This is a genomic window from Desulfuromonadaceae bacterium, from assembly GCA_019429445.1.
Lineage (GTDB): Bacteria > Desulfobacterota > Desulfuromonadia > Desulfuromonadales > JAHYIW01 > JAHYIW01.
On the sequence record JAHYIW010000020.1, the window covers coordinates 1 to 20,823 of the forward strand.

At 53.3% G+C, this 20,823-nt stretch carries 23 protein-coding genes; 6 read left to right on the plus strand and 17 right to left on the minus strand.

Annotation, left to right across the window (positions count from 1 at the left end):
• The 3 genes from K0A93_09275 to K0A93_09285 all read right to left on the minus strand — a co-directional run.
• A partial coding sequence (locus tag K0A93_09275; GenBank protein ID MBW6512281.1) for a DUF3373 domain-containing protein occupies positions 1 to 1,426 on the minus strand: 1,426 nt, incomplete at its 3' end.
• A gap of 282 nt (positions 1,427 to 1,708) precedes the next feature.
• Positions 1,709 to 2,029 carry a cytochrome c gene (locus K0A93_09280; GenBank protein ID MBW6512282.1) on the minus strand — a complete coding sequence of 107 codons (321 nt, stop codon included), beginning with the start codon at positions 2,027 to 2,029 and terminating at the stop codon, positions 1,709 to 1,711.
• 418 nt (positions 2,030 to 2,447) lie between these two features.
• Positions 2,448 to 3,395, minus strand: coding sequence for a hypothetical protein (locus K0A93_09285; protein ID MBW6512283.1), 948 nt, complete (start codon positions 3,393 to 3,395; stop codon positions 2,448 to 2,450).
• A gap of 135 nt (positions 3,396 to 3,530) precedes the next feature.
• Here K0A93_09285 and folK point away from each other — a divergent pair, with 135 nt between their 5' ends.
• From folK to fsa, 3 genes are read left to right on the plus strand one after another with little or no spacing between them, the layout of a single operon-like run.
• The gene (gene folK / locus K0A93_09290) at positions 3,531 to 4,025 is read left to right on the plus strand and encodes a 2-amino-4-hydroxy-6-hydroxymethyldihydropteridine diphosphokinase (GenBank protein MBW6512284.1); all 495 of its coding nucleotides are present in this window, start codon (positions 3,531 to 3,533) and stop codon (positions 4,023 to 4,025) included.
• A gap of 4 nt (positions 4,026 to 4,029) precedes the next feature.
• Entirely contained in the window at positions 4,030 to 4,281 is a 252-nt protein-coding gene (locus K0A93_09295) for a hypothetical protein (protein MBW6512285.1), read from the plus strand.
• Positions 4,282 to 4,303: 22 nt separating this feature from the next.
• Complete coding sequence (fsa, locus tag K0A93_09300; GenBank protein MBW6512286.1) at positions 4,304 to 4,951, plus strand: fructose-6-phosphate aldolase; 648 nt, start codon at positions 4,304 to 4,306, stop codon at positions 4,949 to 4,951.
• 462 nt (positions 4,952 to 5,413) lie between these two features.
• On the opposite strand, the gene genX is transcribed toward fsa, so the two are convergent.
• Entirely contained in the window at positions 5,414 to 6,325 is a 912-nt protein-coding gene (gene genX / locus K0A93_09305; protein MBW6512287.1) for an EF-P lysine aminoacylase GenX, read from the minus strand.
• Between the two features lie 49 nt (positions 6,326 to 6,374).
• Entirely contained in the window at positions 6,375 to 6,938 is a 564-nt protein-coding gene (gene efp / locus K0A93_09310) for an elongation factor P (GenBank protein ID MBW6512288.1), read from the minus strand.
• Positions 6,939 to 7,114: 176 nt separating this feature from the next.
• Between efp and K0A93_09315 the strand changes: the two genes are divergently transcribed.
• Positions 7,115 to 7,678 (plus strand): elongation factor P, encoded by a 564-nt coding sequence (locus K0A93_09315; GenBank protein ID MBW6512289.1) that lies wholly within the window; start codon positions 7,115 to 7,117, stop codon positions 7,676 to 7,678.
• A gap of 4 nt (positions 7,679 to 7,682) precedes the next feature.
• Here the strand turns inward: K0A93_09315 and K0A93_09320 are convergent, their stop codons facing one another.
• Both K0A93_09320 and K0A93_09325 read right to left on the minus strand, forming a co-directional pair.
• On the minus strand, positions 7,683 to 8,438 hold the full coding sequence (locus tag K0A93_09320) for a response regulator transcription factor (GenBank protein ID MBW6512290.1): 756 nt from the start codon (positions 8,436 to 8,438) through the stop codon (positions 7,683 to 7,685).
• Positions 8,425 to 9,816, minus strand: coding sequence for a HAMP domain-containing protein (locus K0A93_09325; protein MBW6512291.1), 1,392 nt, complete (start codon positions 9,814 to 9,816; stop codon positions 8,425 to 8,427). The genes K0A93_09320 and K0A93_09325 overlap by 14 nt, the downstream gene beginning before the upstream one ends.
• 83 nt (positions 9,817 to 9,899) lie before the next feature.
• On the opposite strand from K0A93_09325, the gene K0A93_09330 reads away from it, so the two are divergent.
• Positions 9,900 to 10,418, plus strand: coding sequence for a hypothetical protein (locus K0A93_09330; GenBank protein ID MBW6512292.1), 519 nt, complete (start codon positions 9,900 to 9,902; stop codon positions 10,416 to 10,418).
• A gap of 17 nt (positions 10,419 to 10,435) precedes the next feature.
• On the opposite strand, the gene K0A93_09335 is transcribed toward K0A93_09330, so the two are convergent.
• The 7 genes from K0A93_09335 to K0A93_09365 form a co-directional block, all read right to left on the minus strand.
• Positions 10,436 to 11,101 carry a YkgJ family cysteine cluster protein gene (locus K0A93_09335; protein ID MBW6512293.1) on the minus strand — a complete coding sequence of 222 codons (666 nt, stop codon included), beginning with the start codon at positions 11,099 to 11,101 and terminating at the stop codon, positions 10,436 to 10,438.
• A gap of 61 nt (positions 11,102 to 11,162) precedes the next feature.
• The gene (locus tag K0A93_09340) at positions 11,163 to 11,657 is read right to left on the minus strand and encodes a ferritin family protein (GenBank protein ID MBW6512294.1); all 495 of its coding nucleotides are present in this window, start codon (positions 11,655 to 11,657) and stop codon (positions 11,163 to 11,165) included.
• A gap of 78 nt (positions 11,658 to 11,735) precedes the next feature.
• Entirely contained in the window at positions 11,736 to 12,884 is a 1,149-nt protein-coding gene (locus tag K0A93_09345; protein MBW6512295.1) for an MFS transporter, read from the minus strand.
• A gap of 51 nt (positions 12,885 to 12,935) precedes the next feature.
• Entirely contained in the window at positions 12,936 to 13,568 is a 633-nt protein-coding gene (locus K0A93_09350; protein ID MBW6512296.1) for a hypothetical protein, read from the minus strand.
• Positions 13,569 to 13,653: 85 nt separating this feature from the next.
• Positions 13,654 to 15,585 carry a cation acetate symporter gene (locus tag K0A93_09355; protein MBW6512297.1) on the minus strand — a complete coding sequence of 644 codons (1,932 nt, stop codon included), beginning with the start codon at positions 15,583 to 15,585 and terminating at the stop codon, positions 13,654 to 13,656.
• 13 nt (positions 15,586 to 15,598) lie between these two features.
• Positions 15,599 to 15,865, minus strand: a complete 267-nt coding sequence (locus K0A93_09360) for a DUF485 domain-containing protein (GenBank protein MBW6512298.1) — start codon at positions 15,863 to 15,865, stop codon at positions 15,599 to 15,601.
• Positions 15,866 to 16,286: 421 nt separating this feature from the next.
• Positions 16,287 to 16,556, minus strand: a complete 270-nt coding sequence (locus tag K0A93_09365; GenBank protein MBW6512299.1) for a hypothetical protein — start codon at positions 16,554 to 16,556, stop codon at positions 16,287 to 16,289.
• 50 nt (positions 16,557 to 16,606) lie between these two features.
• Here K0A93_09365 and K0A93_09370 point away from each other — a divergent pair, with 50 nt between their 5' ends.
• The gene (locus K0A93_09370) at positions 16,607 to 16,789 is read left to right on the plus strand and encodes a DUF4177 domain-containing protein (GenBank protein MBW6512300.1); all 183 of its coding nucleotides are present in this window, start codon (positions 16,607 to 16,609) and stop codon (positions 16,787 to 16,789) included.
• An 8-nt stretch (positions 16,790 to 16,797) separates the two neighbouring features.
• Here the strand turns inward: K0A93_09370 and trpS are convergent, their stop codons facing one another.
• The 3 genes from trpS to lon form a co-directional block, all read right to left on the minus strand.
• Positions 16,798 to 17,763, minus strand: coding sequence for a tryptophan--tRNA ligase (gene trpS, locus K0A93_09375; protein MBW6512301.1), 966 nt, complete (start codon positions 17,761 to 17,763; stop codon positions 16,798 to 16,800).
• 130 nt (positions 17,764 to 17,893) lie between these two features.
• A complete protein-coding gene (locus K0A93_09380) occupies positions 17,894 to 18,145 on the minus strand; it encodes a hypothetical protein (protein MBW6512302.1) in 252 nt (83 codons plus the stop codon).
• A 27-nt stretch (positions 18,146 to 18,172) separates the two neighbouring features.
• A complete protein-coding gene (gene lon, locus K0A93_09385) occupies positions 18,173 to 20,659 on the minus strand; it encodes an endopeptidase La (protein ID MBW6512303.1) in 2,487 nt (828 codons plus the stop codon).
• Positions 20,660 to 20,823: the final 164 nt, after the last annotated feature.

The window sequence follows — 20,823 nt, forward strand, 5'->3', positions numbered from 1 at the left end:
TTTTTTGTGGCGCACCAACCGGCGAACCACTGCCGGTATACGCGTAGTCATAGAACAGCCCGCCAAGTTTGATCGACATACGCGGATTGACATCAAAAATATAATACGCTTCGTAAACTTCGCCCCGTACAGCCAGCTTGCTGCCAAGCATATCATCCTGCGCCTGGGTGAACGGAGTCCAGTATTTCGAGCCATAGTTATATTCGAAACCGACCTTCCCCATCGGTGCCGGTACCTGCACACCAACATAGACACCGTAACCGTCCTGAGCTGAATCATCAGCAACTGTGTTGGTTGGCACCATCATGAAGTTATCATTGACACTGTCCCCATCGGTGTCAATACCAACCGCCTTATAGACATTGTCAGAACCCATGCCGCCAAACATACCTGCTTTACCATTGGACTTCAGCTCAGTATAGCCGAGCGAAGCGAAATACTTGATACCATTATCTTCTTCGCGGCCCAGCCCGAGACCGATGAGCTTCATGTCACCGATAACGGTGGAAGGCTGATAACGAGTGACAAAGTTCATGTTTGGGAAGTTCTGCATGTCCTGGTTCATGGTTGGAGCAAAGAGTGGAGCAAATTCAGTTGGGAAAGCAAAGGTTCCCTTGAACCCGTCATTGACATCCTGCGCTGCAAAGGCGGTTAACTGAATAAAGTTGGTGCCGTCGGCAAGAATATCGATATTGAATCCACCGAGATGCGTGTCCTTGGTCACGATATTGTTAAACATTTCACCGTTACCCTGCTCCGACTCAAAACCCTGGCCGTAGCAGAAGCGGATATTCATACCCTCAAGAATATCGCCGAGGTCGTAACCTACAGTGATGCCGTCAAAGTTGAAGTGAACCAGGTGACCCGAGGGAGTCCCGCCGCGCATTTCGTTTTCACGATACTGGCTGGGGGAGCCATAAGTCGAAGGACGACGACCAATTGAAAGATAAAATGGAGTTCCGCCAATATCTTTCCAGTTAAAGTAGGCACGCTCAACCCGGAGGAAGTCACCGGTGGTGTTACCGCCATCAGTACCGTCCTGAGTAAAAGCATCCCAGGAATCAAACACCTTAACGCCAGTGGAATCGCCCCACCCTTTATACATTGCCAAACGACCAGAGAAATCAACGTTGTCGTAAACTTTGGCTTTCATGTTGAGACGCAGGCGGGTGGTGTAAGCAATATCATTATTGATGTCAGAGACTGCATGCTTGGGATAAAGCATCGGCATGTAGCCTACACCAACAGAGGCTCCACCACCAAACGCACCCATCATGGTTCCGATCTGACTAAAGAGCTCTGGGTAGTGGGTAGCAACAGCAGCAAAGGCCTGTTCAGTTGAACTCACAGGAATACCTGGCGGAAGGTTTTCCGGGTTAAATGCACCATAGTTGTCGGCGAAAAGATTAGTAAAAAAATCATCCATATCAACCGCTACGCCGGGGCTCCAAGTGATATTTTTATAGTGTAGAGAATCCGCCTTGGTGCGCAGGTCGCCGGTAAAAGTAATCCGGTCAGTCGCCGTATGAACCTCGTTCGCATCGATACGGTCATTAAGGTCCCCAATCTCGGCGACCAACGCATCAAGTTTCTTCTGCAGATCGTCAACATTTGATGCCGCCAGCAGCGAAGCGGGGCATGCCAGCAGAACCGCCAGCAACACAACAAACAGTTTAGTCATTGTCAATCTCCTTCTAAATAGAAAACATTAACCACAGGTCTGTGGCTGGTCGGAATCCTTGGCATGGTTGAACAGAAACTGATTGATATCTTTCATCTGCTTGTCGTCGATATCTTTCCATGCAGCCGGGTCATGCTGTTTTTTGTCAAAAAAACGATCCCACTGTTTCATGGTCTTGCTCAATGGAGTGATTTTGCCTCCGGCAGCACCATCTTCATGACATACCTTGCAATTTTTTTTGAACAGGTACTTCCCTTTTTTCGGATTGCCACCTTCGATGGCCAAAGCCAGATTGGCAGTGAATGCAAGCAGTACGAGTGAAACGATAATCTTGCCTGACAGTTTCATGATTTTCCTCCGTCCTGGTTGAGACCCTTCTCTAACTGAACAGAATGAGGTGGGTCGAGTTTTTTATCGGGGCACCGGCCACTAATTGTATATTCTGTATATTTCGAATTCACGACTTATGCCAAGAAAGCGTCTATTCCAGATATTCATATACATTAATAATGGAGTAGCAAAAGATAATGTGTGTGAAAAAATGAATAATTCTTATTTATTTCCGATACCTGGCGGCAATAACAATAGCACCGGAAATTGGCATTTCAATAAAAAGTTCTAATTTACCTTCTAGTCGAAAAAAAAAGACGGGACCCCGGTCCCGTCTTTTCGCGTGTGTATTGTTTGCTATATGGCATTTTCCAGTCGTGTCCCAACGTTGACAATATCGGGACACGACTAAAAAGCAGAATATCCTTATAATTGATCAGAATTCAATGTTCGGACGTAAAATGATGGTGTATTCGGAGTCGTTCGGGCCGCGGTAACGCAGGCTGTAGCGGGCGGAACTTTCCCAGATAAAACCGAGGTCGAGGGAGAGCCCGAGATCGAAGTTTTTCAGCGGATATTTTTTGCCAATGGTCACTTCCTGACGGATAAAGCGGCCATCGTTCAGCGAAAAATCGCTTTGCAGGTTGATGTTACTGTTGGGGAGCAGCGCAAAAACGGGGCTGTCGAAGTCGAGGTTGTTGCGCCGCATGCCGATGTAGGCAGAATCTGCAATCCCTTGATTTTCATGCAGCGTGCTGCCGACGCGGAAGCTCCAGCGATGGATGACGTTGGCGAATTCGCGATCACCTTTGAGCTTCCACTCGACCTGCAACCATTTGTCGTTGATCAGTTCATTGTCTTTGATGTGCTGGTCGCCGACACTGAACATCCAGCCCATATAGCCCTTGTTGGTTGCCTTGCGCTCTTCTCCGGGGCGAACCAGGGTTACCACGTTGCCGAAAAAAAAGGTCAGGGCATACGGTTCCTGGAAGCCGGCGGTGAGTGATTCAATCAGATTGCTGTCGCCGAACTTCCCTTTGTCATAGTGACGACGATGATTCTTTTTCAGGTAGACACCGAGAATCGGCAGTGGGTCGACGCTTAATTCGAGCAGAAAAAAATGTGGCGGCCACGAAGTCAGGAGGAGTTGACGATAGATATCGATTTCATTCGTAACGTTGAGGTCGGGAACCGGATCATCGGTGAGTGGCACAAAAAATCCGACATTTGAGTAGTAGGCGTCTGGTTCGACAACGATTTCCAGCGCTGGTGTTGGCGGTTCGCTGCCAAGCGCGACGCACGGGTTGAAGGTGAGGCCGAAAAAAATCAGTAACGACAGCCGGAAGGCGTATTTTAATGAACGGTTGCGGCGTGGGGAAACCATAAATTTTCCAAGGGGGAAGAGCTGAAGTTGTTCTCTGCGTGAAGATAGCAGCCGGATCGGTTAATTTCAAGATGGAACCGTCGCGGTAATTGACGACTGCTGCTGGCTGTGCTTTAATTGGCCCCTGGTGATATGATGATAACGGCATTATTGGGCCTCGGCTCAAATCTTGGAGACCGGGAAGCATATTTGGTTGCGGCGCGTGCGGATCTGGAAGCACATCCGCGCATCCGCCTTGACCGTTCGTCCGGTCTCTTTAATACCGCTGCGGTTGGCGGACCGCCGAATCAGCCGGATTATTTGAATGCGGTGTTGCTGGTCGTTACATCACTCCCCCCGGCGGTGTTACTGGCCTGTTGCCAGGAACTTGAACAGCGCGCCGGTCGTGAGCGCCAGATTCGCTGGGGAGCACGCACCCTTGATGTTGATCTGCTCTGTTATGATGCGCTGGTACTCAATGAGCCCGATTTGCAGCTGCCCCACCCCCGGTTGCATGAGCGCCGTTTTGTTTTGGAACCGTTGTGTGACCTGGTGCCGGATTGGCCGCATCCGGTGTCTGGCGAGACGTTCGCCTCATTATTAAACAAACTTCCCGTCTCCGGAGTCCAGCGCTTGCGGACAATATGGTAGCAAAATGATTCGATTACTGATTTTTGGCGCATTGGCCTGGATCGTTTACTCACTGGCAAAAAGATGGCTGCGCACGGTCCTGCCTCCGTCAACCGCCACGCAGGGTCCGCTCTCCCGCCAAGGGGAACCGATGGTCGAGGATCCGCAGTGCGGAACATTTATTCCGACGGATGCGGCGATCAGTGCTACGGTCGCGGGGAAGAAAATTTATTTCTGTTCCAAAGAGTGTTGTGATACCTATCTGAAAACCCACTGAAAAGCTTTTTTGCGGAGGACCAATGAAATTTTTTATCGATACTGCCGAAGTTGACGAGATTCGCGCGGCTAATGAACTGGGACTGGTTGACGGCGTAACGACCAACCCTTCGCTGATCGCCAAGAGCGGTCGTGATTTTTACGAAGTTATTCGGGAGATTGCAACGATCGTCTCCGGCCCGATTTCCGCCGAGGTGATTGCCCTCGATGCGGAAGGGATGGTGGCGGAGGGGCGCGAGCTGGCGAAGCTGGCCCCCGGCCAGATCGTCATCAAGTTGCCGATGACCGAAGCGGGGCTCAAGGCCACGCGCATTTTTTCTGCCGAAGGGGTCAAAACTAATGTGACGTTAGTGTTCTCGCCACTCCAGGCGTTGCTGGCTGCCAAAGCCGGGGCCACCTATGTGTCACCGTTTGTCGGTCGTCTCGACGACATCGGCCACGACGGCATGGAAGGGGTCGAACAGATCCGCGCACTCTTTGTCAATTACGGTTATGACACCGAGATCATCGTCGCATCGGTGCGTGGACCGCAACATGTCCTCAGTGCCGGGCTGATCGGCGCGGATATCTGCACAATTCCCTATGGCGTGATCAAGCAGCTGGCCAAACACCCGCTGACCGATATCGGCATCGAAAAATTTCTTGCGGACTGGAAAAAAACGCAAGAGTAATGCCCGCCTCGAGGCACGGCAAGGGTTAAAAACTTTCGGTTAACCGTGAGAATGAAACAGAAAGAGCCCGCAACGGTGATGATCCGTCTCGGGCTCTTTTCGTTCAAGGTGAAATCGCCATGCTGCCGCGTTTTGACCATTATAAATTCCGCGATTTATCAGCGATTTGCAAAATATCAGTCATCTGTACCGGAGCCTTTCGGGGTCATTCCCTGGGGCGGGGTGTTTCCGGACAGGTACAATTCACGGCGCCGACAGGCTTCGACGAGTGAGCCGCGACAGTACAATTGGGCCATTTCGGCGAGTTTGGAATCTTTTTTTGTTGCTTGAAAAAAATCACATTGTAGATCGCATGGGCGCGCCATAATCAACCTCCTCCCGCCAATCACATATTCTTGCATGAATCATCATCTGCAATCGCAGCAGTAATCTATCTTAGCAATAAATGTTCCGTTTTTTGATTTACAACTGCTCCGGGGTAAAAGGGACGACCTGGTCGATGGTAGCACTGTCGGTCAGGAGCATAACCAGCCGGTCAACGCCGAGGGCAATGCCGGCCGAGGGGGGCATCGTTTGCATCGCGCCCAGAAATTTTTCCGGAATTTGCCAGGGATCTTTTCCCAGCGCGCGGCGGTGCGCTTCGTCGCGTTCAAAACGGGTGCGTTGTTCGCCAGGGTCGGTCAGTTCAGAGAAGGCGTTAGCCAGCTCCAGCCCGCCAAGGTAGAGCTCAAAACGTTCCGCGACCAGCGGGTTGGCTGGACTTTTACGTGCCAGTGCCGCCAGTGGCGCGGGATATTCCGTCAGGAAGATCGGTGCTGGACCGAGTTGGGGCTCGATCTGCTCGGTCAACAGCTCATCGAAGCGATCTGTCGCCAAGGCGGTCGCGACCGAAATCCTGGTGTGCCGCGCAAACGCCTCTGCGATGGTCATGCGCGGCCACGGCGGGCTCAAGTCGATCTTCTGCCCCTGATAGGTAAAACTTTGTGCCGGGATCAATGCCCCCAAAAGTTCTTCGCATTCGGTCATCAGGCGGTGATAATCAACCCCGGCGCGATACCATTCAAGCAAGGTGAATTCCGGCAGATGGCGGGCGCCCCGCTCCCCGTCGCGCCAGACGTGACAGAGCTGGAAAAGGCGCTTGTGACCTGCCGCCAGGAGCCGTTTCATGCACAGTTCCGGTGAGGTTTGTAACCACTGCTCACCGCTGGCAATGGCGTCGATGTGCAGTTCCGGGGCATTGGCGGGAATCCGCTGCGGCGTGTCTACTTCGAGAAAATCACGTTCAATGAAGAAAGCCCGGATCGACTGGATGATCCGGGCTCGCTGTTCCAGCTGGCGCTGTTTACGGGCCAATGCCCAGTTTGGTTCTGTCATACGCACACCCTGGTTGGTCTCTTTTCTCCGCCGGGCTTCCGCTGAAGTTTTATTCCTTGACGCGGGTGACGTAGTCGCCGGTCCTGGTGTCAATCTGAATCAGGGTGCCTTGTTCGACAAAGGATGGAACCTGCAGGGTGTAGCCGGTTTCGACGGTTGCCGGTTTGTTGTTGCCGGCGGCGGTATCTCCCTTGACCCAGGGGTCTGACTCGGTGACACGGAGGGTGACGAAGTTTGGCAAGGTAATGCCGATGCCGCGCTCCCCGTGCATCAGGATCTCGACTTCCATGTTGTCGACCAGAAAATATTTATCATCCCCCAGGACGTCCGCGGTCAGAACGATCTGCTCGTAATTCTTCTGATCCATGAAAACGTAGCCGGTTTCATCCTGATACAGGAACTGCATGTCGCGTTCATCCAGGCTGGCCGGTTCAAACGATTCACCGGAGCGGTAGGTGCGGTCAAAAAGCGACCCGGTAATCATGTTGCGTAGTTTGCATTTGTAGAGGGCCTGCCCCTTGCCCGGCTTGGTGAAATCAAACTGAACGACGACGTGCGGCTCCCCGTCGATCATCACTTTCAGACCTTTTTTCAGGTCGGCGCATGAGTACATTAAATTCTCCTTTAGCGGTTATGTGAAAGACGCATGAATTATTACTGAGGGACCGCATTTAAGCATAAAAGCGCTTCTTCTGTCATGGAAAATATAAGAGACCGATTGCTTTGCTGTCAGGCGTTGTGCTACATTCGCGCGCAAATTTACCAATCAGCCCACCAAGGAGAAATGATATGATTACAACGGCCGATTTTAAGCGTGGTCTGGTAATCCAGATCGAGGGGGCCCCTTGTCTAATCCTCGATATCCATCAACAGTCACCCTCCGCCCGAGGCGGGAATACGCTGGTTAAAACCAAATATCGCAACCTGCTGACCGGTCAGGTCCTTGAACGGGCATTCAAGTCCGGAGACAAGCTGGACGAGGCTGACTTTGAAAAACGCAAAGGCCAGTTTCTCTATGCCGAGGCCGATGGAGGGGTTTTTATGGATCTTGAGAATTATGAGCAGTACGAGGTCGGGGCAGAGATGTTCGCCCCGGTCAAGGGGTATCTGCGCGATGGCACCGATCTGATGCTCGGTGTTTTTGAGGGTCGGGTGGTCAGTGTTGAGCCGCCGATGATCGTTGAGTTGATGGTGACAGAAACCGCTCCGGCGATCAAAAATGCCACCGCCCAGGCACAAACCAAGGAAGCGATTCTTGAAACCGGGATGACGCTCCAGGTCCCCGGTTATCTCGAAACGGGGGAGACCATCAAGGTTGACACGCGCGAGGGGCGGTTTGTCTCACGCGCCTGAAGGGTTATTCCTTGGCACGATGGGTGGTTTTAAAGCGTTTAATCCAGCTCTGTAATTCTGCTTCTTCCTGGGCGAGTTCAAAAGCATTGATCAGGCCGCGGTGCAGCGAAACCGCCACCGCCCGATTGCGCAGGTTAAGGGCGTCACCGGCTTTTTCAGTGATGAACTGTTCCTGGTCGATGCCAAGTTTGATGTAGAGATTGTTCAGGCGGCTCTGTACTCCGCGGCGCGAGAGATAGCGGCGTTGGGCGATAAGATTGTCCGTCAACCCGAGAGAGATATCGATCAAGGCCTCATATTCGATATCGGAGAGTGCCGTCTGGGAGTGCCCGGTGCGCCCCTGAATCTTGCGGACTTCGGGGTCAATCCAGCACTGCTCGTCGAGCAGGACGGTGCGCACCGCATTTTCGATGCGCTCTTTGTCGCTCGATTTGAGCACATAGCCGTAAACGGTTTCCGGCGGCACACTCTTCGCCAGCGCGCGCACGTACATCTCATCCTTGAACTGACTCCAGAAAATTATCCGTGCCGCCGGGCGTTTTTCCCAGAGGGCGTGGGCAAAATCGATACCGTTAAGCTCCGGCATCTGGATATCGCTGATCACCAGCGGGACCTCGTGCGCCAGCGCCAACTCCAGTGCCACCGCGCCGTTAGAAGCGTGTTCAACCCGGGGTGGTGTCGGCCAGCGCTTGAGTAGACGTTCCAGAAATTCGAGATCTTTGGGATTGTCTTCGGCGATGACGATATTAATCAGCGACATGGGGTTCTCCTGCGGGGAAGGCTTGCGGTACCAGCAGCTCAAAGCGGCTGCCGCTGCTGAAACGCGCGTGGCTCCAGTGGACTGTTGCACCGATGTTGTACGCACGCTCGCAAATATTGAACAATCCGCGTCCGCCACTGAGCAGTGCCTGGTCGTAATCAAAACCGGCGCCGTTGTCCTCAACGGCCAGGAGCAGGGCGTCTCCGCGTTTTGCAAGATGAACTTCGTAGCGGGAAGCACGGGCATGCTTGATCACGTTATGAATCGCCTCGACGGCAATGCGGTAAATGGCCAATTGGGACGTCTTTGACAAGTTGGGACGGGCAGTTTCGTCGCTGATGTAGAGGTGATACTCCGGCAACCCGTCTTTTTCGAGATGGCGTTCGAGGTGCGATTGCAACGCCGCGCCGAGACCGAGGATATCGAGCGTTTGCGGGTGAAGGTTGTCCATCACTTCACGCAGGTTGCCGATGGCCTTGATCAGATCCTTTTCCAGACGTGAGCGCTCTTCCGCCAACGTCGCCCCGTCGTGCAGTTCCTGAATGCCGCGTAGCACACCGCTGAGGTCAGACAGGGTCTGATCGTGGATGTCCATAGCCAGACGGCGGCGTTCGTCTTCCGCACCCTCCAGCAGCTTTTCGGTGCTGACAACGCGGATCAGCTTGTCTGTCATCAGATTGATTGAGAGTGCCAACTGGTCAAGTTCGTCATTGATTTGTTGCGGAGCCGGGGGCGGGGTGAGGTTCCCTGCCGCGATATTGGTCGCGCTGGTGGTGAGAGCTTCGATACGGCGTAAAATACGCCGGATAAAGACAATCGAGCTGAAAATGCCGAGCAGAATGACTCCGCCAACGACAATAATCGACAGAAACGCACTGCGGTCGACCATTTCTTCAATATCATCGTTATGAACATCCTGGATCTTTGAACGTTTTTCCTGTAACCGTGCGGAAAGCTCAGCCAGCATCGGGAACAGGGCGGAATAGGCATTGCGAAAATGTTCGCTGTTAAATCCTGCGCCGGGGTTCAGTTGTTCACGCGCCTGGTTGATTATCTGGTGATCTGCGGCGGTCAGGAAGGATGTCGTACTGAGCCGGTTGAGTGCCGAGGCAAGGTGGGTGTAGAGACTCGCCATCTCTTCCAGACGACTGATATCAGGGAGCGTCTGGGAGCTGAAACGGGTCATTAGTGCGTGAATGCGCTGCATGGCCATATCGGCCTCGGTCAAGGCGATGAACGAGGTGCGTAAATCTTTGGCTTCCTGGCGCTTGACGGAGAGGTTCCAGTAGGAATACTGAAGAAAACCGAGTAACAACGACAGCAACAGTAAAACCAGCGCTGGCGTCAGCATGATTTGTTGTTTGAGATTCAGACGCATGGCTTCATAGTTAACACAGCTGCTTATAAAATGCACTGTGTTTCAGCACACTTGATCCCTCTTTTGCGTGAAAGGAAAGGACCATGAACAGCGATGTCAGTCCGCCAACCGATGAACCGATTCTGCCACGCCTGCTCGCCAGCAATGCTTTGCGAGCCAATCTGGAAAAGCATATGACGCTCAACAAAATGGCCGACGCTAAGGCTTCGATGGTGATGACCGCCTCATCGTTGATCATTACGGTTGCGCTGGCACAATTTGAAAATCTGGCGTTGCTCACTATCGTGATCCTGGTCACCGCCGGTCTGATCAGTATTTTGTTTTCGATCCTGGCAATTATTCCCCCCTGGCATGTCACTGACAAGACCAACCTCTTTTATTTTCGTTCATTTGGTGAACTTACCGAGGATGAGTTTGTTGCCGCCTTCAAGGAAACCATTGCCAGCCGGGAACAGTTGTACGATGCCTATCTGCATGAAATTTACTATCTAGGTAAATTTCGGTTGACCCGCAAATACGCCTTGCTGCGCAACGGGATGGTTGTTTTACTGATCGGTCTGTTGTTGGCGGCGATGGCCAGTCTGGGCGGGAAATTGTTCTGAGCGAGCGGTTGACATCCTTAGTAGCGGCAGCTGTTGACGAAAACTTCCGGCGTTCGTTGTGCCGCTGTAACGGCCAAAAACGCGTCGAGAACAATCGCCAGTTTACCGGAACAGGTTGGCTGTTGCTCCGCCTCAAGCCCTTGCGCAACCCCGGCAAAGGCCGTTTCATAGAGCTGCTTCTGAAAAAGATTGGCCAGGATCAGCGGGGGGGCACCGAGCGTTGTGACTAGCGTGGCTGCGCGGCAGTGGTCGGCATTGATCGAACTGACACTGCGACACAGCAGGGGGCGCGAGGGGTGGATAGAGCAGGTTGCGTCGGGGTTCAGAAATGCACAGGGTTTGTGCAGCAACAAACGTTCCTCGCTGTCCAGCCAGCGGATTGCCGCAGCCAGCTCTGACACCGTTTCTTGCACGCGATGGCTGGATTCTTGCTCCTCGATCGCGTCAATGTGATTCGCTACGAGCAACGCCTCAGGATAAAGAACCGCGACATTGACCACACAACATGCCCCACAGCCGGGGCCGCAGGCAATCGCATCATCGTCAGCAAGATTTGTTTGCAGCAGGCTGTCTGTCAGGCTGAACAATTGTGCCAAGCCGGCACATTGATCACCGGCGCGTAATGCCGCACCGGCGGTCGCGGCGACTTTGTCCTGAAACTCACCAAAACTGAAGGTAGTCATCTAAGAACCAACATTTTCCGCAGCCCCCCCCCGTTTTTTTTGGGGGGGCTCATTGTCCTGTTTATTCGCGAACAAACGTGTCGATGTCAGTTTCGTGAACCATTCCCATCAAACGGGCATATTCAGATTCAATTAAAACATAATGATTATGGGTTGATTTGATATTTTTCTCATAAATGCAGCGGACCGCCTCATCGGTTATCTTCGCGGCCATCTCTTTAAGACTTGCTTCGAGCTTTTGCTCTTTATCGAGCGCCAGCTTCATCGCTTTTCGTTCCGTGAAGTTACTGTCAATGTTTTCCAGCAGCTCACTCATCCAGCTGGAATCAGTCAACGCTGGCTGTTTGATAAAATCATCGAACGATGGCAGGTCAGTTCCCTCATAGATTGAAAAAAACTGTTCAGCGTGCTCGCGCTCTTCACGCGCCAGCAGTTCGAACAACTTTTTGGCGTCGGCGTTCGTCATATGACTGGCGGCCAGCTGGTAAAAGTTCATCGCGTTTTTTTCGGTTTGGATCGAACGCTTGATGGCGTCCTGAATGTCGGTTGCTTGCATGGAAGTCTCCTTGGGGGATTGTGAAGGACATAAATGCTCACTATAGCGGAATTTTCTGATTTCACAAGCAGAATGCGCTCAGATGGAGGCGGACTGATGGCGCCGCAGAATGCCCCAGCCGAGAAAAAACGCTCCACCGGCAATTGCAAATAAAATATTGAGTCCAACAAATTCGCCAATGTAGCCAAGCAGCAATGAACCGGCAAAGATGCCTCCATCAATCCCGCCGGTGAAGATAGCGGTTGCCTTGCCGCGCATATTATACGGCTGATCACGTACCGCCATGGCGTTCAGGGTCGGAAAGAGGAGCCCATGCCCGAGCCCGGCAATCAGTCCGGCTCCGATGAGCATGCCCGTGCTATGTACTGCGATCATCGACAACAGACCCGTGCCAAAAACCAGCAAGGCCCAGGGCAGAATTTGCTTTTCGCCCAGGCGGTCGGCCCAGCTCCCTGCCACAATGCGCACCAAAATTGCCGCACACGAGTAGGCGATAAAGAAGAGTGAAACCAAGGCAAGGTTGCGCTCCAGCGCCAGGGGCGCGACAAAATTGCCCGATGCCGCAAGGCCGAACCCGAAAAGGAGTGACAGGACTCCAACCGTGGCTTGCTTCGGCTGACGCAGGAGCTCAAAAAAAGACTGCGTTGCCAGGTGAGGCGAGGCGGATTTAGTTTCTGGCAGCGGCCAGATGCAGCAACAGGCCACCCCGGCCAACAGCGCCGCCGCGACAAAAAATGCCGCGAAGCCATATTGCCGTAAAATGATTTCGGCAATGAATGGCCCCGTTGCCATGCCGATCAAGCCGGAGATGCCAAAGATACCAACTCCCTCGTTCAGGCGGGAATGCGGAACAACATCAGCCACAAAGGTAAAGACGGCGGTAAAGCAGATTGCCAGGCCGATACCATGCAGCGCCCGCAAGATCAATAACGGCACTATAAAGTCCGCGAGATTGCCCTGCAAGGGCAGGTAGCAAAGGGGCAGAAACGTCATCAGTGCGCCGCCGACCAGATAGCTGCGTCGCCGTCCGTAGCGATCGATCATCTCGGCAATCCACGGGCGACAAAGTGCCGACGCGCAGGCGAAGATTCCCATCGTCAACCCGACATCCCCTTCGGACCCACCATGTGCCACGACGAAAAGTGGCAACAGGAAAAAAGCCCCGAAGCTGGCAACAGTCAGCAGGTTGGCAATAAAAAGGGACCAGTAGCGGGGGGTGTAGAGCATTGCCTCACCAACCTGTCAGCAAAATTTGTTATGCCAGACCCTTTCCGGCAGTCAATCAGTGAGCGTTGCACGGTCTGCTTGCGGGCGCGACGAACGCCTGGACAAAAGAACCTTCAGCGCCCCGAGCAAGCCCACAACGACAAAGAAAAGTCCGCGCCACAGCCCGGGATTTTTCCCTTCACTGACAAAAATGGCATCGGTGGCGACGTCCATGCCGACATCGCGAGCAAGTTTCAGCAGCTTGTTCTGATTATTGGTGGCGACCAGATTCCCGGCGATGAGCCCGGTCAAGCGTTTGGGGGCCTGAAAAGCACGCAGGTTTTCAGCAAGAAACCGGTCTTTCTCCAGCGTCGAGTCAAGCTTGAAATGGTAGGTTGTCCATAGTTCAAGAATTTGTGGATCACGGGTTTCGAACAAAACTTTGAATGATTTTCCGCCGGGAATGACGGTAAGCGGCACGAGCAGCGAGTCAATTTGAATTGTGCCGGTCATATTGATCGCTTCGAGGAGATTCATGTATCCGCCGTCAATGGTCAGCCATTCACGTGGTGCGCCGCTGTTTTCAAGTTGCTGAATAGTAACTTGCTGCGGTTGCCGGTTGCGCAGAAAAAGGGCGAGATCGGTGCCACCGAGATAGAGTAAAACCAGGCAAATAGCGAGCAGCGTGAAGCTAAACCGTTTCATGATGTGGCCTTGTGGTTAAAATAAGTGGGGCCACCAGAATGGTGGCCCCACAGTATGGCAAACGTTGCAAGAGGTGGCAAGCGGTTTAGGCTTCCGCTCCCTCTTGAACCGGGATGACATCTTTCTGGGTCAGCAGCGAGACAACAACCAGCGCGATGAAGCTCAGCGGAATCGAGATCAGCGCCGGGCTGTTAAATGCGACCGGAGCATCCTGCGGCAGAAGACCGTAGCGTACCCACATATCCGGTGAGAGCAGGATCAGGCCGAGGGCCGAGGTCAGGCCGACGGTAATCGAGGCCGCAATCCCTCGCGCCGTGGTCTTCTTCCAGAACAGCAGCATCAGGATTGCCGGCAAGTTAGCTGAGGCGGCTAACGCGAAAGCCCAGCCGACAAGGAAGGAAACGTTCATCCCTTCAAAGACGATTCCCAGGTAGATGGCAACCACGCCGACGCCAATGGCGACGATTTTGCCGGCGCGGACCTTGCCGGAATCGGACATGTGCATGCCCAGGAAATTATCCATGATGTCGTGAGCCACCGCCCCGGACGCCGCCACAATCAGTCCTGAGACGGTGCCAAGTACGGTCGCGAACGCCAGCGAGGAGATGACGGCAAAGAGGACAACTCCAAACGACAAGGCGAGCAGCGGCGCGCTCATGTTGTTGTCGGTCAGGTTGATCACGCCGCTGGTCATGGCGCCCATGCCGAGGAACAGGGTGAGGACGTAGAAGAAACCGATTGCCGCAATGGCAACGATCGTTGACTTGCGTGCAGCGGCCTGGCTCGGAACAGTGTAGTAACGGATCAGGATGTGCGGTAACGCCGCCGTACCACAGAACAGCGCGAGCATCAGCGAGATAAAGTTGAAGGTCTGCGTGGGGGTGGCGTTGTCAACTTTGAATTTCAGACCCGGGCGCAGCACACGCGCTCCAGGGGTCGGCTTCTGATAGTAGACGGTGTAGAGGCTGTCCCCGGATTTGACATATTTCTTCCCCCACAGCACAATCGTCGAATCCTTGAGGGCCGAGAGGTAGGCAAGGGGGCCGATGGCCCCGGTCGTGGCGACTTCCTGGCCATTGACCCGCAGTTCCTTGATGTGGCCGACCGGGAAAAATTTTCCATCTTCCTTTGTCGCACCGTTGTAAAGCTTGGTGCCGTCTTCGAATTCATTGACGTAGAGGGTTTCCGCCAGGGTGTAACCGGCCGCGGCGTCGTTGAGTTGCCAGATCGACTCGACGCCATCGCTGGTCAGTTTGACGAAGCCCGCTTTGCCGAAGGCGCTGGTTTTCCAGTCTGCTGCTGCCGTATAACCGGGGATTTGCAAACTGCCATCGGCCGCGATACTGGCCGCGAGGGTTTTAAAATCGTGATAGGCGGCAGCGTTGTTAACCGGCTCGGTCGACAGGCCGCGTGACAAGGTGGAGATAACGACAACGGTCGACAGAATCAGCAATAGCGAGCCTTTGAAAAATTGCACATAGGTTGTCGAGGCCATCCCGGCAGTGGCAACGATGATCGTGACAACGATGCCGACGATACAGACACCGACCCAGTGTGGCAGACCGAGCAGCGGCTGGACCAGCACCCCGGCCCCGACCATCTGCGGAATCAGGTAAAACATCGATACCAGCAGCGTAGAAATCGCGGCGGTCAACTGAATCGATTTAGAGTTGAATTTGGAGTCGAGGGCATCGGTGAAGGTGTACTTGCCGAGGCGTTTCATCGGTTCCGCAACCAGAAACAGGGCAACGATCCAGCCGGCGAGATAACCGATCGAGTACATCCAGCCATCGAATCCGGCGGTGGCGATCATGCCGCAAATGCCGAGGAACGATGCCGCTGAAAGGTAGTCACCGGCAAAGGCGATGCCGTTGGTAAACCAGTGAATATTGCCGCCAGCGGCGTAGTACCCGGAAGCAGAGGTGGTGCGGCGCGCCATGTAGAACGACAGGGCGAGCACGAACAAAACAAAGAATATAAAGAGGCCAATGGCCAATGGAGATTGTGTATAAATCATGGTATTTGCTCCCTCAGCGGTTAAAACGTTCTTCTGCGGCGGTGCAGAAGTGGTTGTAAATAACAGCCATAATCAACGCGACGACGATCAGCGCAAAGCCGAAAACAATGGCAACGGTCTGCCCCATAACAGCTTTTTCCATCACTGAGGGCTTAATGGCGTTGAGCGCGACAAAGCTGGCATAAAAGAGGGTGTAAGCGACAAACATCCATACGCCCAACCTGGTTTTGTAGCTGGACGCATTATCTTTGCCCAGTTTCACAGCGGGTCCGTGTCCCATAGCGTTACTCCTTTTCTCTTTGGTGAGTACTTCGTTGAGCTGCGCACCAATATCAGCGAACCCGGTGGTGATTGGGAACGAGGCAGACAATTCGGCCAATGGTGAAACAAAAACAGTTAACGAAGTGGTAATTAATCCAATTTTGTGGTGGTAAAATATCCTTCATATTGGTGTGAAATTTTTCCACATAATACGTCGTTATATTTTCTTGTCAATATATAATTTTATTTTAATCTCTATTTATCGAGGATAGATCGAAATAAGTAACTGAATTTTGACATAATCACGGAAGATAATAAATATCATTTGATGTGTATAAAATAGCGTTTTACACTATCGTGTAAATAATGCATGATATGATAATAATGGTTCGGTAACGCGCTTATGGGGTTTATCGTGGGTGGCGAGGATGTTGCTCGGTTCAACAGGGGATGCGGTGTTTCCGACAATAGGTTTGAATAATCTGCTCGGTTTGACGCAGGCGGGAAAGTTTCATGTTCCGTTTTTTCAGCGCCATGATATCTTCAAGCGGGATTTTTTCGGCCCGGATCAAACGGGTGACGAGGGCCAGATTGGCGAAAATGATTTTCAGCTCGACGGGGTTGTAGTGACGCAACAGCGGCGGGGAGAGCATGAAATAGCCGTCGGCGATGTCTTCCACCAGTTTTTTCGGGCTGCCAACCAGTGCCATAGATTTGTCATCGCAAAAAACAGAAAATATTCAACCGAAGGGACTCTACAATGATAGCGTATAAAGTCGTTGAAACCAGTCTGGTAACGGACGAAACGCTCGAAAAAATTCTCAATGACTCCACGCGCGCTGGATGGCATTTCGAAAACATCCAGTTTGCCATGCATGAGTCGAGCAAACGTCCTTCGATGGCGTTTATTCTCTTCACGCGTGAGGCCGAGGATCACGAATAATCGCCTTTTCAGTAAATCAGTCCGGTCTTTTTGCGCACCTTGCGCACCGTCTTGTTGGCGTGATAGCGGGCTTTTTCGGCACCCTGAGCGAGAATCTGCCGAATGCCGTCAGGATCGGCCAGCAGTGCGTTGCGGCGGGCGGTGAAGGGGGCAAAGAAGTCGCGGATCGTTGCAAATAATTCTTCTTTGACGGTGCCATAAGCGAGCCCCCCAGCCAGGTAACGAGCGCGCAACACCTGCTCCTCTTCCTTGTCCAGAAAGAGTCGGAACAGGGTGAAGATATTGCAGGTGTCCGGATTTTTTGGATCTTCCACCGGAGTCGGGTCGGTGACGATCCGCATCACCTGCTTGCGCAGGGCTTTCTCTTCCAGAAACAAGTCGATCGTATTACCGTAGCTTTTGCTCATTTTCTGTCCATCCAGCCCTGGCACCGTTGCGACCTCCTCATCAATTTCCGGTTCCGGAAGAGTGAAGATATCCCCGTACTCGTTGTTGAATTTGATCGCAATGTCACGCGTCACCTCAACGTGTTGTTTCTGATCCTTGCCGACCGGTACCTTGTCACTCTGATAGAGGAGGATATCCGCCGCCATCAGCACCGGGTAAGCAAAGAGACCGTGATTGGCAGCAATCCCGCGCGTCACTTTGTCCTTGTAGCTGTGGCAACGCTCCAGGAGTCCCATCGGGGTGAAATTCGACAGCAGCCAGGCCAGTTCCTGCACTTCCGGGACGTCGGACTGAACCCAGAAGACGCTCTTTTCCGGATCGAGCCCCAACGCCAGAAAATTGGCTGCGGCTTCGAGGGTCCCTTTCGCCAGCGTCTTGCCGTCACTTAACGATGTCTGGGCATGGTAATTGGCAATAAAACAGAAAAGTTCGGAATGCTCCTGGTGGTCGATCATCTTTTCCATCATGCCGAAGTAATTGCCGAGATGGAGTGATCCGGAAGGCTGAATACCGGAAAGAACACGCATGGTTACACCTTTCTGCATCAATAAAAACGCCGCGGTTGTCGGCCGCGGCTGGCTGCATGGACCAGTAAGCTAGCAGTTTCGCAATTTTTCGTCAACGTGAAATGAAGCCATGAAAGTGCGTGGCAGACGATCAACGGACAGCGCCCGACTCGCCGGAGCCGGACGCTGTCTTTTGTGACATCCCCCCGAGCAGAGGCATTAATTGCGCCAGATCCAGACCACTGTCCTTGACGATGCCGAGCATGATCGGCAACAGTTCCAGTAAAAACCCCGGATCCTCCATGGCATCCTTCGCCAGGTTGGGCAGGGTGGTGATGATAAACTTTTTCTTGTCTTCGAGCGACAGTGTCATGACCGCGTCACTGAGTTCTTGCTGCGTCATTGGTTGAAACCTTTCCGTTTACAGTCATCACGATAGCAGGTGTTGGTTCAGAGATATGTCTGCGTTGCGCTGCTTATCGGCACCTTGTTTCTCAAATGCGATTTTAAACACATCGTCATAAGTTTTGACAAAATGAGCGGTCAGGCCATCTTTGAGATGATCCGGAAGCTCGTCAAAAGAGTCCTTGTTGTCGTGCGGGAAAATCAGTGTTTTCAGCCCGCTGCGGCGCGCCGCAATCGTTTTCTCCTTGATCCCGCCGATCGGCAGAACGCGACCGGTGAGGGTCAGTTCACCCGTCATGCCGAGTTTGTCGATCACGGGTCGTTTGAGGATCATCGACAGCAGTGCGGTGGTCATGGTGATTCCGGCCGATGGACCGTCTTTCGGGGTGGCTCCCGCAGGGACATGCAGGTGGACAAAATGCTTGTCAAAATAATCGGTTTCGACCTTGTAGTAGCCAAGATGCGCCATGATATAGGAATACGCAATCTGGGAGCTTTCGATCATCACCTTGCCCAGTTGGCCGGTCTGCTTGAACCCCTGCCCCTGGCTCGGCATCGCCGTCGCCTCAATCTGCAAGGTGACACCGCCCATACTGGTCCAGGCCAGTCCGGTGACCACCCCGGGGGTGCGTTTGAAAATATCATCCGCGGTAAAGACCGGTTTGCCGAGGTATTCAACGATGTCCTTTCTGTCGATCACCACCTGGTTCTTGCGCCCTTCGGCAAACGCCATTGCCGCCTTGCGCATCAACTTCTTGATCCGGTTTTCCAGGTTGCGTACCCCGGCTTCACGGGCGTAACCGTCAATGATCGCGCGCAGTGCCGCTTTGCGAATGACGATCTGTTTTTTGTCCAGGCCGTGATCGGTCAACGCTTTTGGAATCAGATAGCGCTTGGCAATTTCCAGCTTCTCCTCAAGGATATAACCGGACAGGCGGATCATTTCCATGCGGTCGAGGAGCGGTGCCGGGATAGTGTCGAGCTGATTGGCGGTGGCCACGAAGAGGACGTTCGACAGATCAAACGGCACGTCGAGATAGTGGTCGCGAAAGGCGTGATTTTGTTCGGAGTCAAGGACCTCCAAAAGCGCGGAGGCCGGGTCACCTTGAAAAGAGGCCCCGATCTTGTCGATTTCATCGAGCATCAACACCGGGTTGGCTGTTCCGGCGCTCTTCATCGCCTGGATAAACTTCCCCGGCATCGCGCCGATATAAGTTCGGCGATGCCCTTTGATCTCGGCTTCGTCACGCATGCCACCAAGGGAAAAGCGGAAAAATTTGCGGTTGAGGGCGGCTGCGATACTTTTGCCAACGGATGTTTTACCCACCCCTGGCGGTCCGACCAGGCAGATGATCGAGCCGGAGATATCGCCTTTCAATTTGCCGACGGCAATGAATTCAAGGATCCGTTCCTTGACATCCTGCAGTCCGTAATGATCGCGATCCAGCACCCGGCGGGCGCGGTCGAGGCGGAACGAATCCTTGCTGAATTTACCCCACGGCAGGATCGTCAGCCAATCGAGGTAGTTGCGGCTGACATTATATTCCGGCGAAGACGGTTCGATCAGTTGCAGTTTTTCCAGCTCATCGTCAACCGCCCGTTGCGCTTCCTCGTTCAATGTAAGCTCGGCCAGACGCCGCTGAAATTTTTCCAGCTCGGCGGTCTTCCCCTCCTTTTCCAGCCCGAGTTCCTTTTTGATCGCTTTGAGTTGTTCGCGGAGAAAGAATTCACGCTGGTGTTCAGATATTTCCTCTTCGATCTGGCGGTTGATTTTGGTCTGTAACCGCGACACCTCCAGTTCCTTCTTCAGCAACACCAAGACCAGGTCGATGCGGCGCCGGACGTCGAAGGTCTCCAGAATACGTTGCAGTTCCGGACCGTCTGCCGAGGTCAGGTTGGCGGCAAAATCGGCCAGCCGACCGGGGTCGTCCATGCTTGAGCGGTTGAGGAACAGCTTGATCTCTTCAGAGTAGAGCGGATTGGTTTGCACCAGTTCCTTGAGGGTGCTGATGATCGCCATCGAGTAGGCTTTGAGTTCCGGGTTGTCGGAGAGCTCGGCACTGTTGTCATAGACCACTTCGGCCACCAGTCCGCGTTGGGTCTCGGTCAACCTTTCAGTGCGGAACCGTTCCAGGGTGTTGACCAGAAAATGCGCGGTGTTTTCATCGCGGTGAATCACCTTGACGATCTTGGCAGCAACCCCGACCTGATAGAGATTGTCCGGAGAGTCCTCACTGTCGAAATCGCGTGCCATGATCAGGCCGATTGTGTCGTTGTTATGTTCATGGGCATGATCGAAAGCAAGGATTTGTTCAGGACCATTCGCCGCCAGAGGAATTAACACCGCCGGAAAAGCCGGTCGCGGACGCAGGGGGATGATCGGCAAGCGCCGTGGAAGCAGATTGGAGGCGAGTACCAGCCCCCCCTCTGACGATGATTCCGGCGGATTATCATTGCGATAGTCAGAGTCGACGTGTGGTTCGAGTGGTTCGTCGCGGGGTTCATCCGTCATCAACATTACTCCTTATAATGAAATTCACAGCAAGGTAATCATCCCCTTGCCTGCAATCAAGGGGTAGCACCCTGTTACCCATAATCTTTCGCATCTTGCTTGTTCTTTGCCACGTCAGCTTCGTTCCGATTTCAGCTGCTTGGCTACGGCCGGCAACAGAAATC

Excerpts from the sequence above, each read along its gene's own strand:
- K0A93_09280 (MBW6512282.1), bottom strand. The coding sequence starts at position 2,029 with ATGAAACTGTCAGGCAAGATTATCGTTTCACTCGTACTGCTTGCATTC.
- K0A93_09285 (MBW6512283.1), bottom strand. The coding sequence starts at position 3,395 with ATGGTTTCCCCACGCCGCAACCGTTCATTAAAATACGCCTTCCGGCTG.
- folK (MBW6512284.1), top strand. The coding sequence starts at position 3,531 with ATGATAACGGCATTATTGGGCCTCGGCTCAAATCTTGGAGACCGGGAA.
- K0A93_09295 (MBW6512285.1), top strand. The coding sequence starts at position 4,030 with ATGATTCGATTACTGATTTTTGGCGCATTGGCCTGGATCGTTTACTCA.
- fsa (MBW6512286.1), top strand. The coding sequence starts at position 4,304 with ATGAAATTTTTTATCGATACTGCCGAAGTTGACGAGATTCGCGCGGCT.
- genX (MBW6512287.1), bottom strand. The coding sequence starts at position 6,325 with ATGACAGAACCAAACTGGGCATTGGCCCGTAAACAGCGCCAGCTGGAA.
- efp (MBW6512288.1), bottom strand. The coding sequence starts at position 6,938 with ATGTACTCATGCGCCGACCTGAAAAAAGGTCTGAAAGTGATGATCGAC.
- K0A93_09315 (MBW6512289.1), top strand. The coding sequence starts at position 7,115 with ATGATTACAACGGCCGATTTTAAGCGTGGTCTGGTAATCCAGATCGAG.
- K0A93_09320 (MBW6512290.1), bottom strand. The coding sequence starts at position 8,438 with ATGTCGCTGATTAATATCGTCATCGCCGAAGACAATCCCAAAGATCTC.
- K0A93_09325 (MBW6512291.1), bottom strand. The coding sequence starts at position 9,816 with ATGCGTCTGAATCTCAAACAACAAATCATGCTGACGCCAGCGCTGGTT.
- K0A93_09330 (MBW6512292.1), top strand. The coding sequence starts at position 9,900 with ATGAACAGCGATGTCAGTCCGCCAACCGATGAACCGATTCTGCCACGC.
- K0A93_09335 (MBW6512293.1), bottom strand. The coding sequence starts at position 11,101 with ATGACTACCTTCAGTTTTGGTGAGTTTCAGGACAAAGTCGCCGCGACC.
- K0A93_09340 (MBW6512294.1), bottom strand. The coding sequence starts at position 11,657 with ATGCAAGCAACCGACATTCAGGACGCCATCAAGCGTTCGATCCAAACC.
- K0A93_09345 (MBW6512295.1), bottom strand. The coding sequence starts at position 12,884 with ATGCTCTACACCCCCCGCTACTGGTCCCTTTTTATTGCCAACCTGCTG.
- K0A93_09350 (MBW6512296.1), bottom strand. The coding sequence starts at position 13,568 with ATGAAACGGTTTAGCTTCACGCTGCTCGCTATTTGCCTGGTTTTACTC.
- K0A93_09355 (MBW6512297.1), bottom strand. The coding sequence starts at position 15,585 with ATGATTTATACACAATCTCCATTGGCCATTGGCCTCTTTATATTCTTT.
- K0A93_09360 (MBW6512298.1), bottom strand. The coding sequence starts at position 15,865 with ATGGGACACGGACCCGCTGTGAAACTGGGCAAAGATAATGCGTCCAGC.
- K0A93_09365 (MBW6512299.1), bottom strand. The coding sequence starts at position 16,556 with ATGGCACTGGTTGGCAGCCCGAAAAAACTGGTGGAAGACATCGCCGAC.
- K0A93_09370 (MBW6512300.1), top strand. The coding sequence starts at position 16,607 with ATGATAGCGTATAAAGTCGTTGAAACCAGTCTGGTAACGGACGAAACG.
- trpS (MBW6512301.1), bottom strand. The coding sequence starts at position 17,763 with ATGCGTGTTCTTTCCGGTATTCAGCCTTCCGGATCACTCCATCTCGGC.
- K0A93_09380 (MBW6512302.1), bottom strand. The coding sequence starts at position 18,145 with ATGACGCAGCAAGAACTCAGTGACGCGGTCATGACACTGTCGCTCGAA.
- lon (MBW6512303.1), bottom strand. The coding sequence starts at position 20,659 with ATGACGGATGAACCCCGCGACGAACCACTCGAACCACACGTCGACTCT.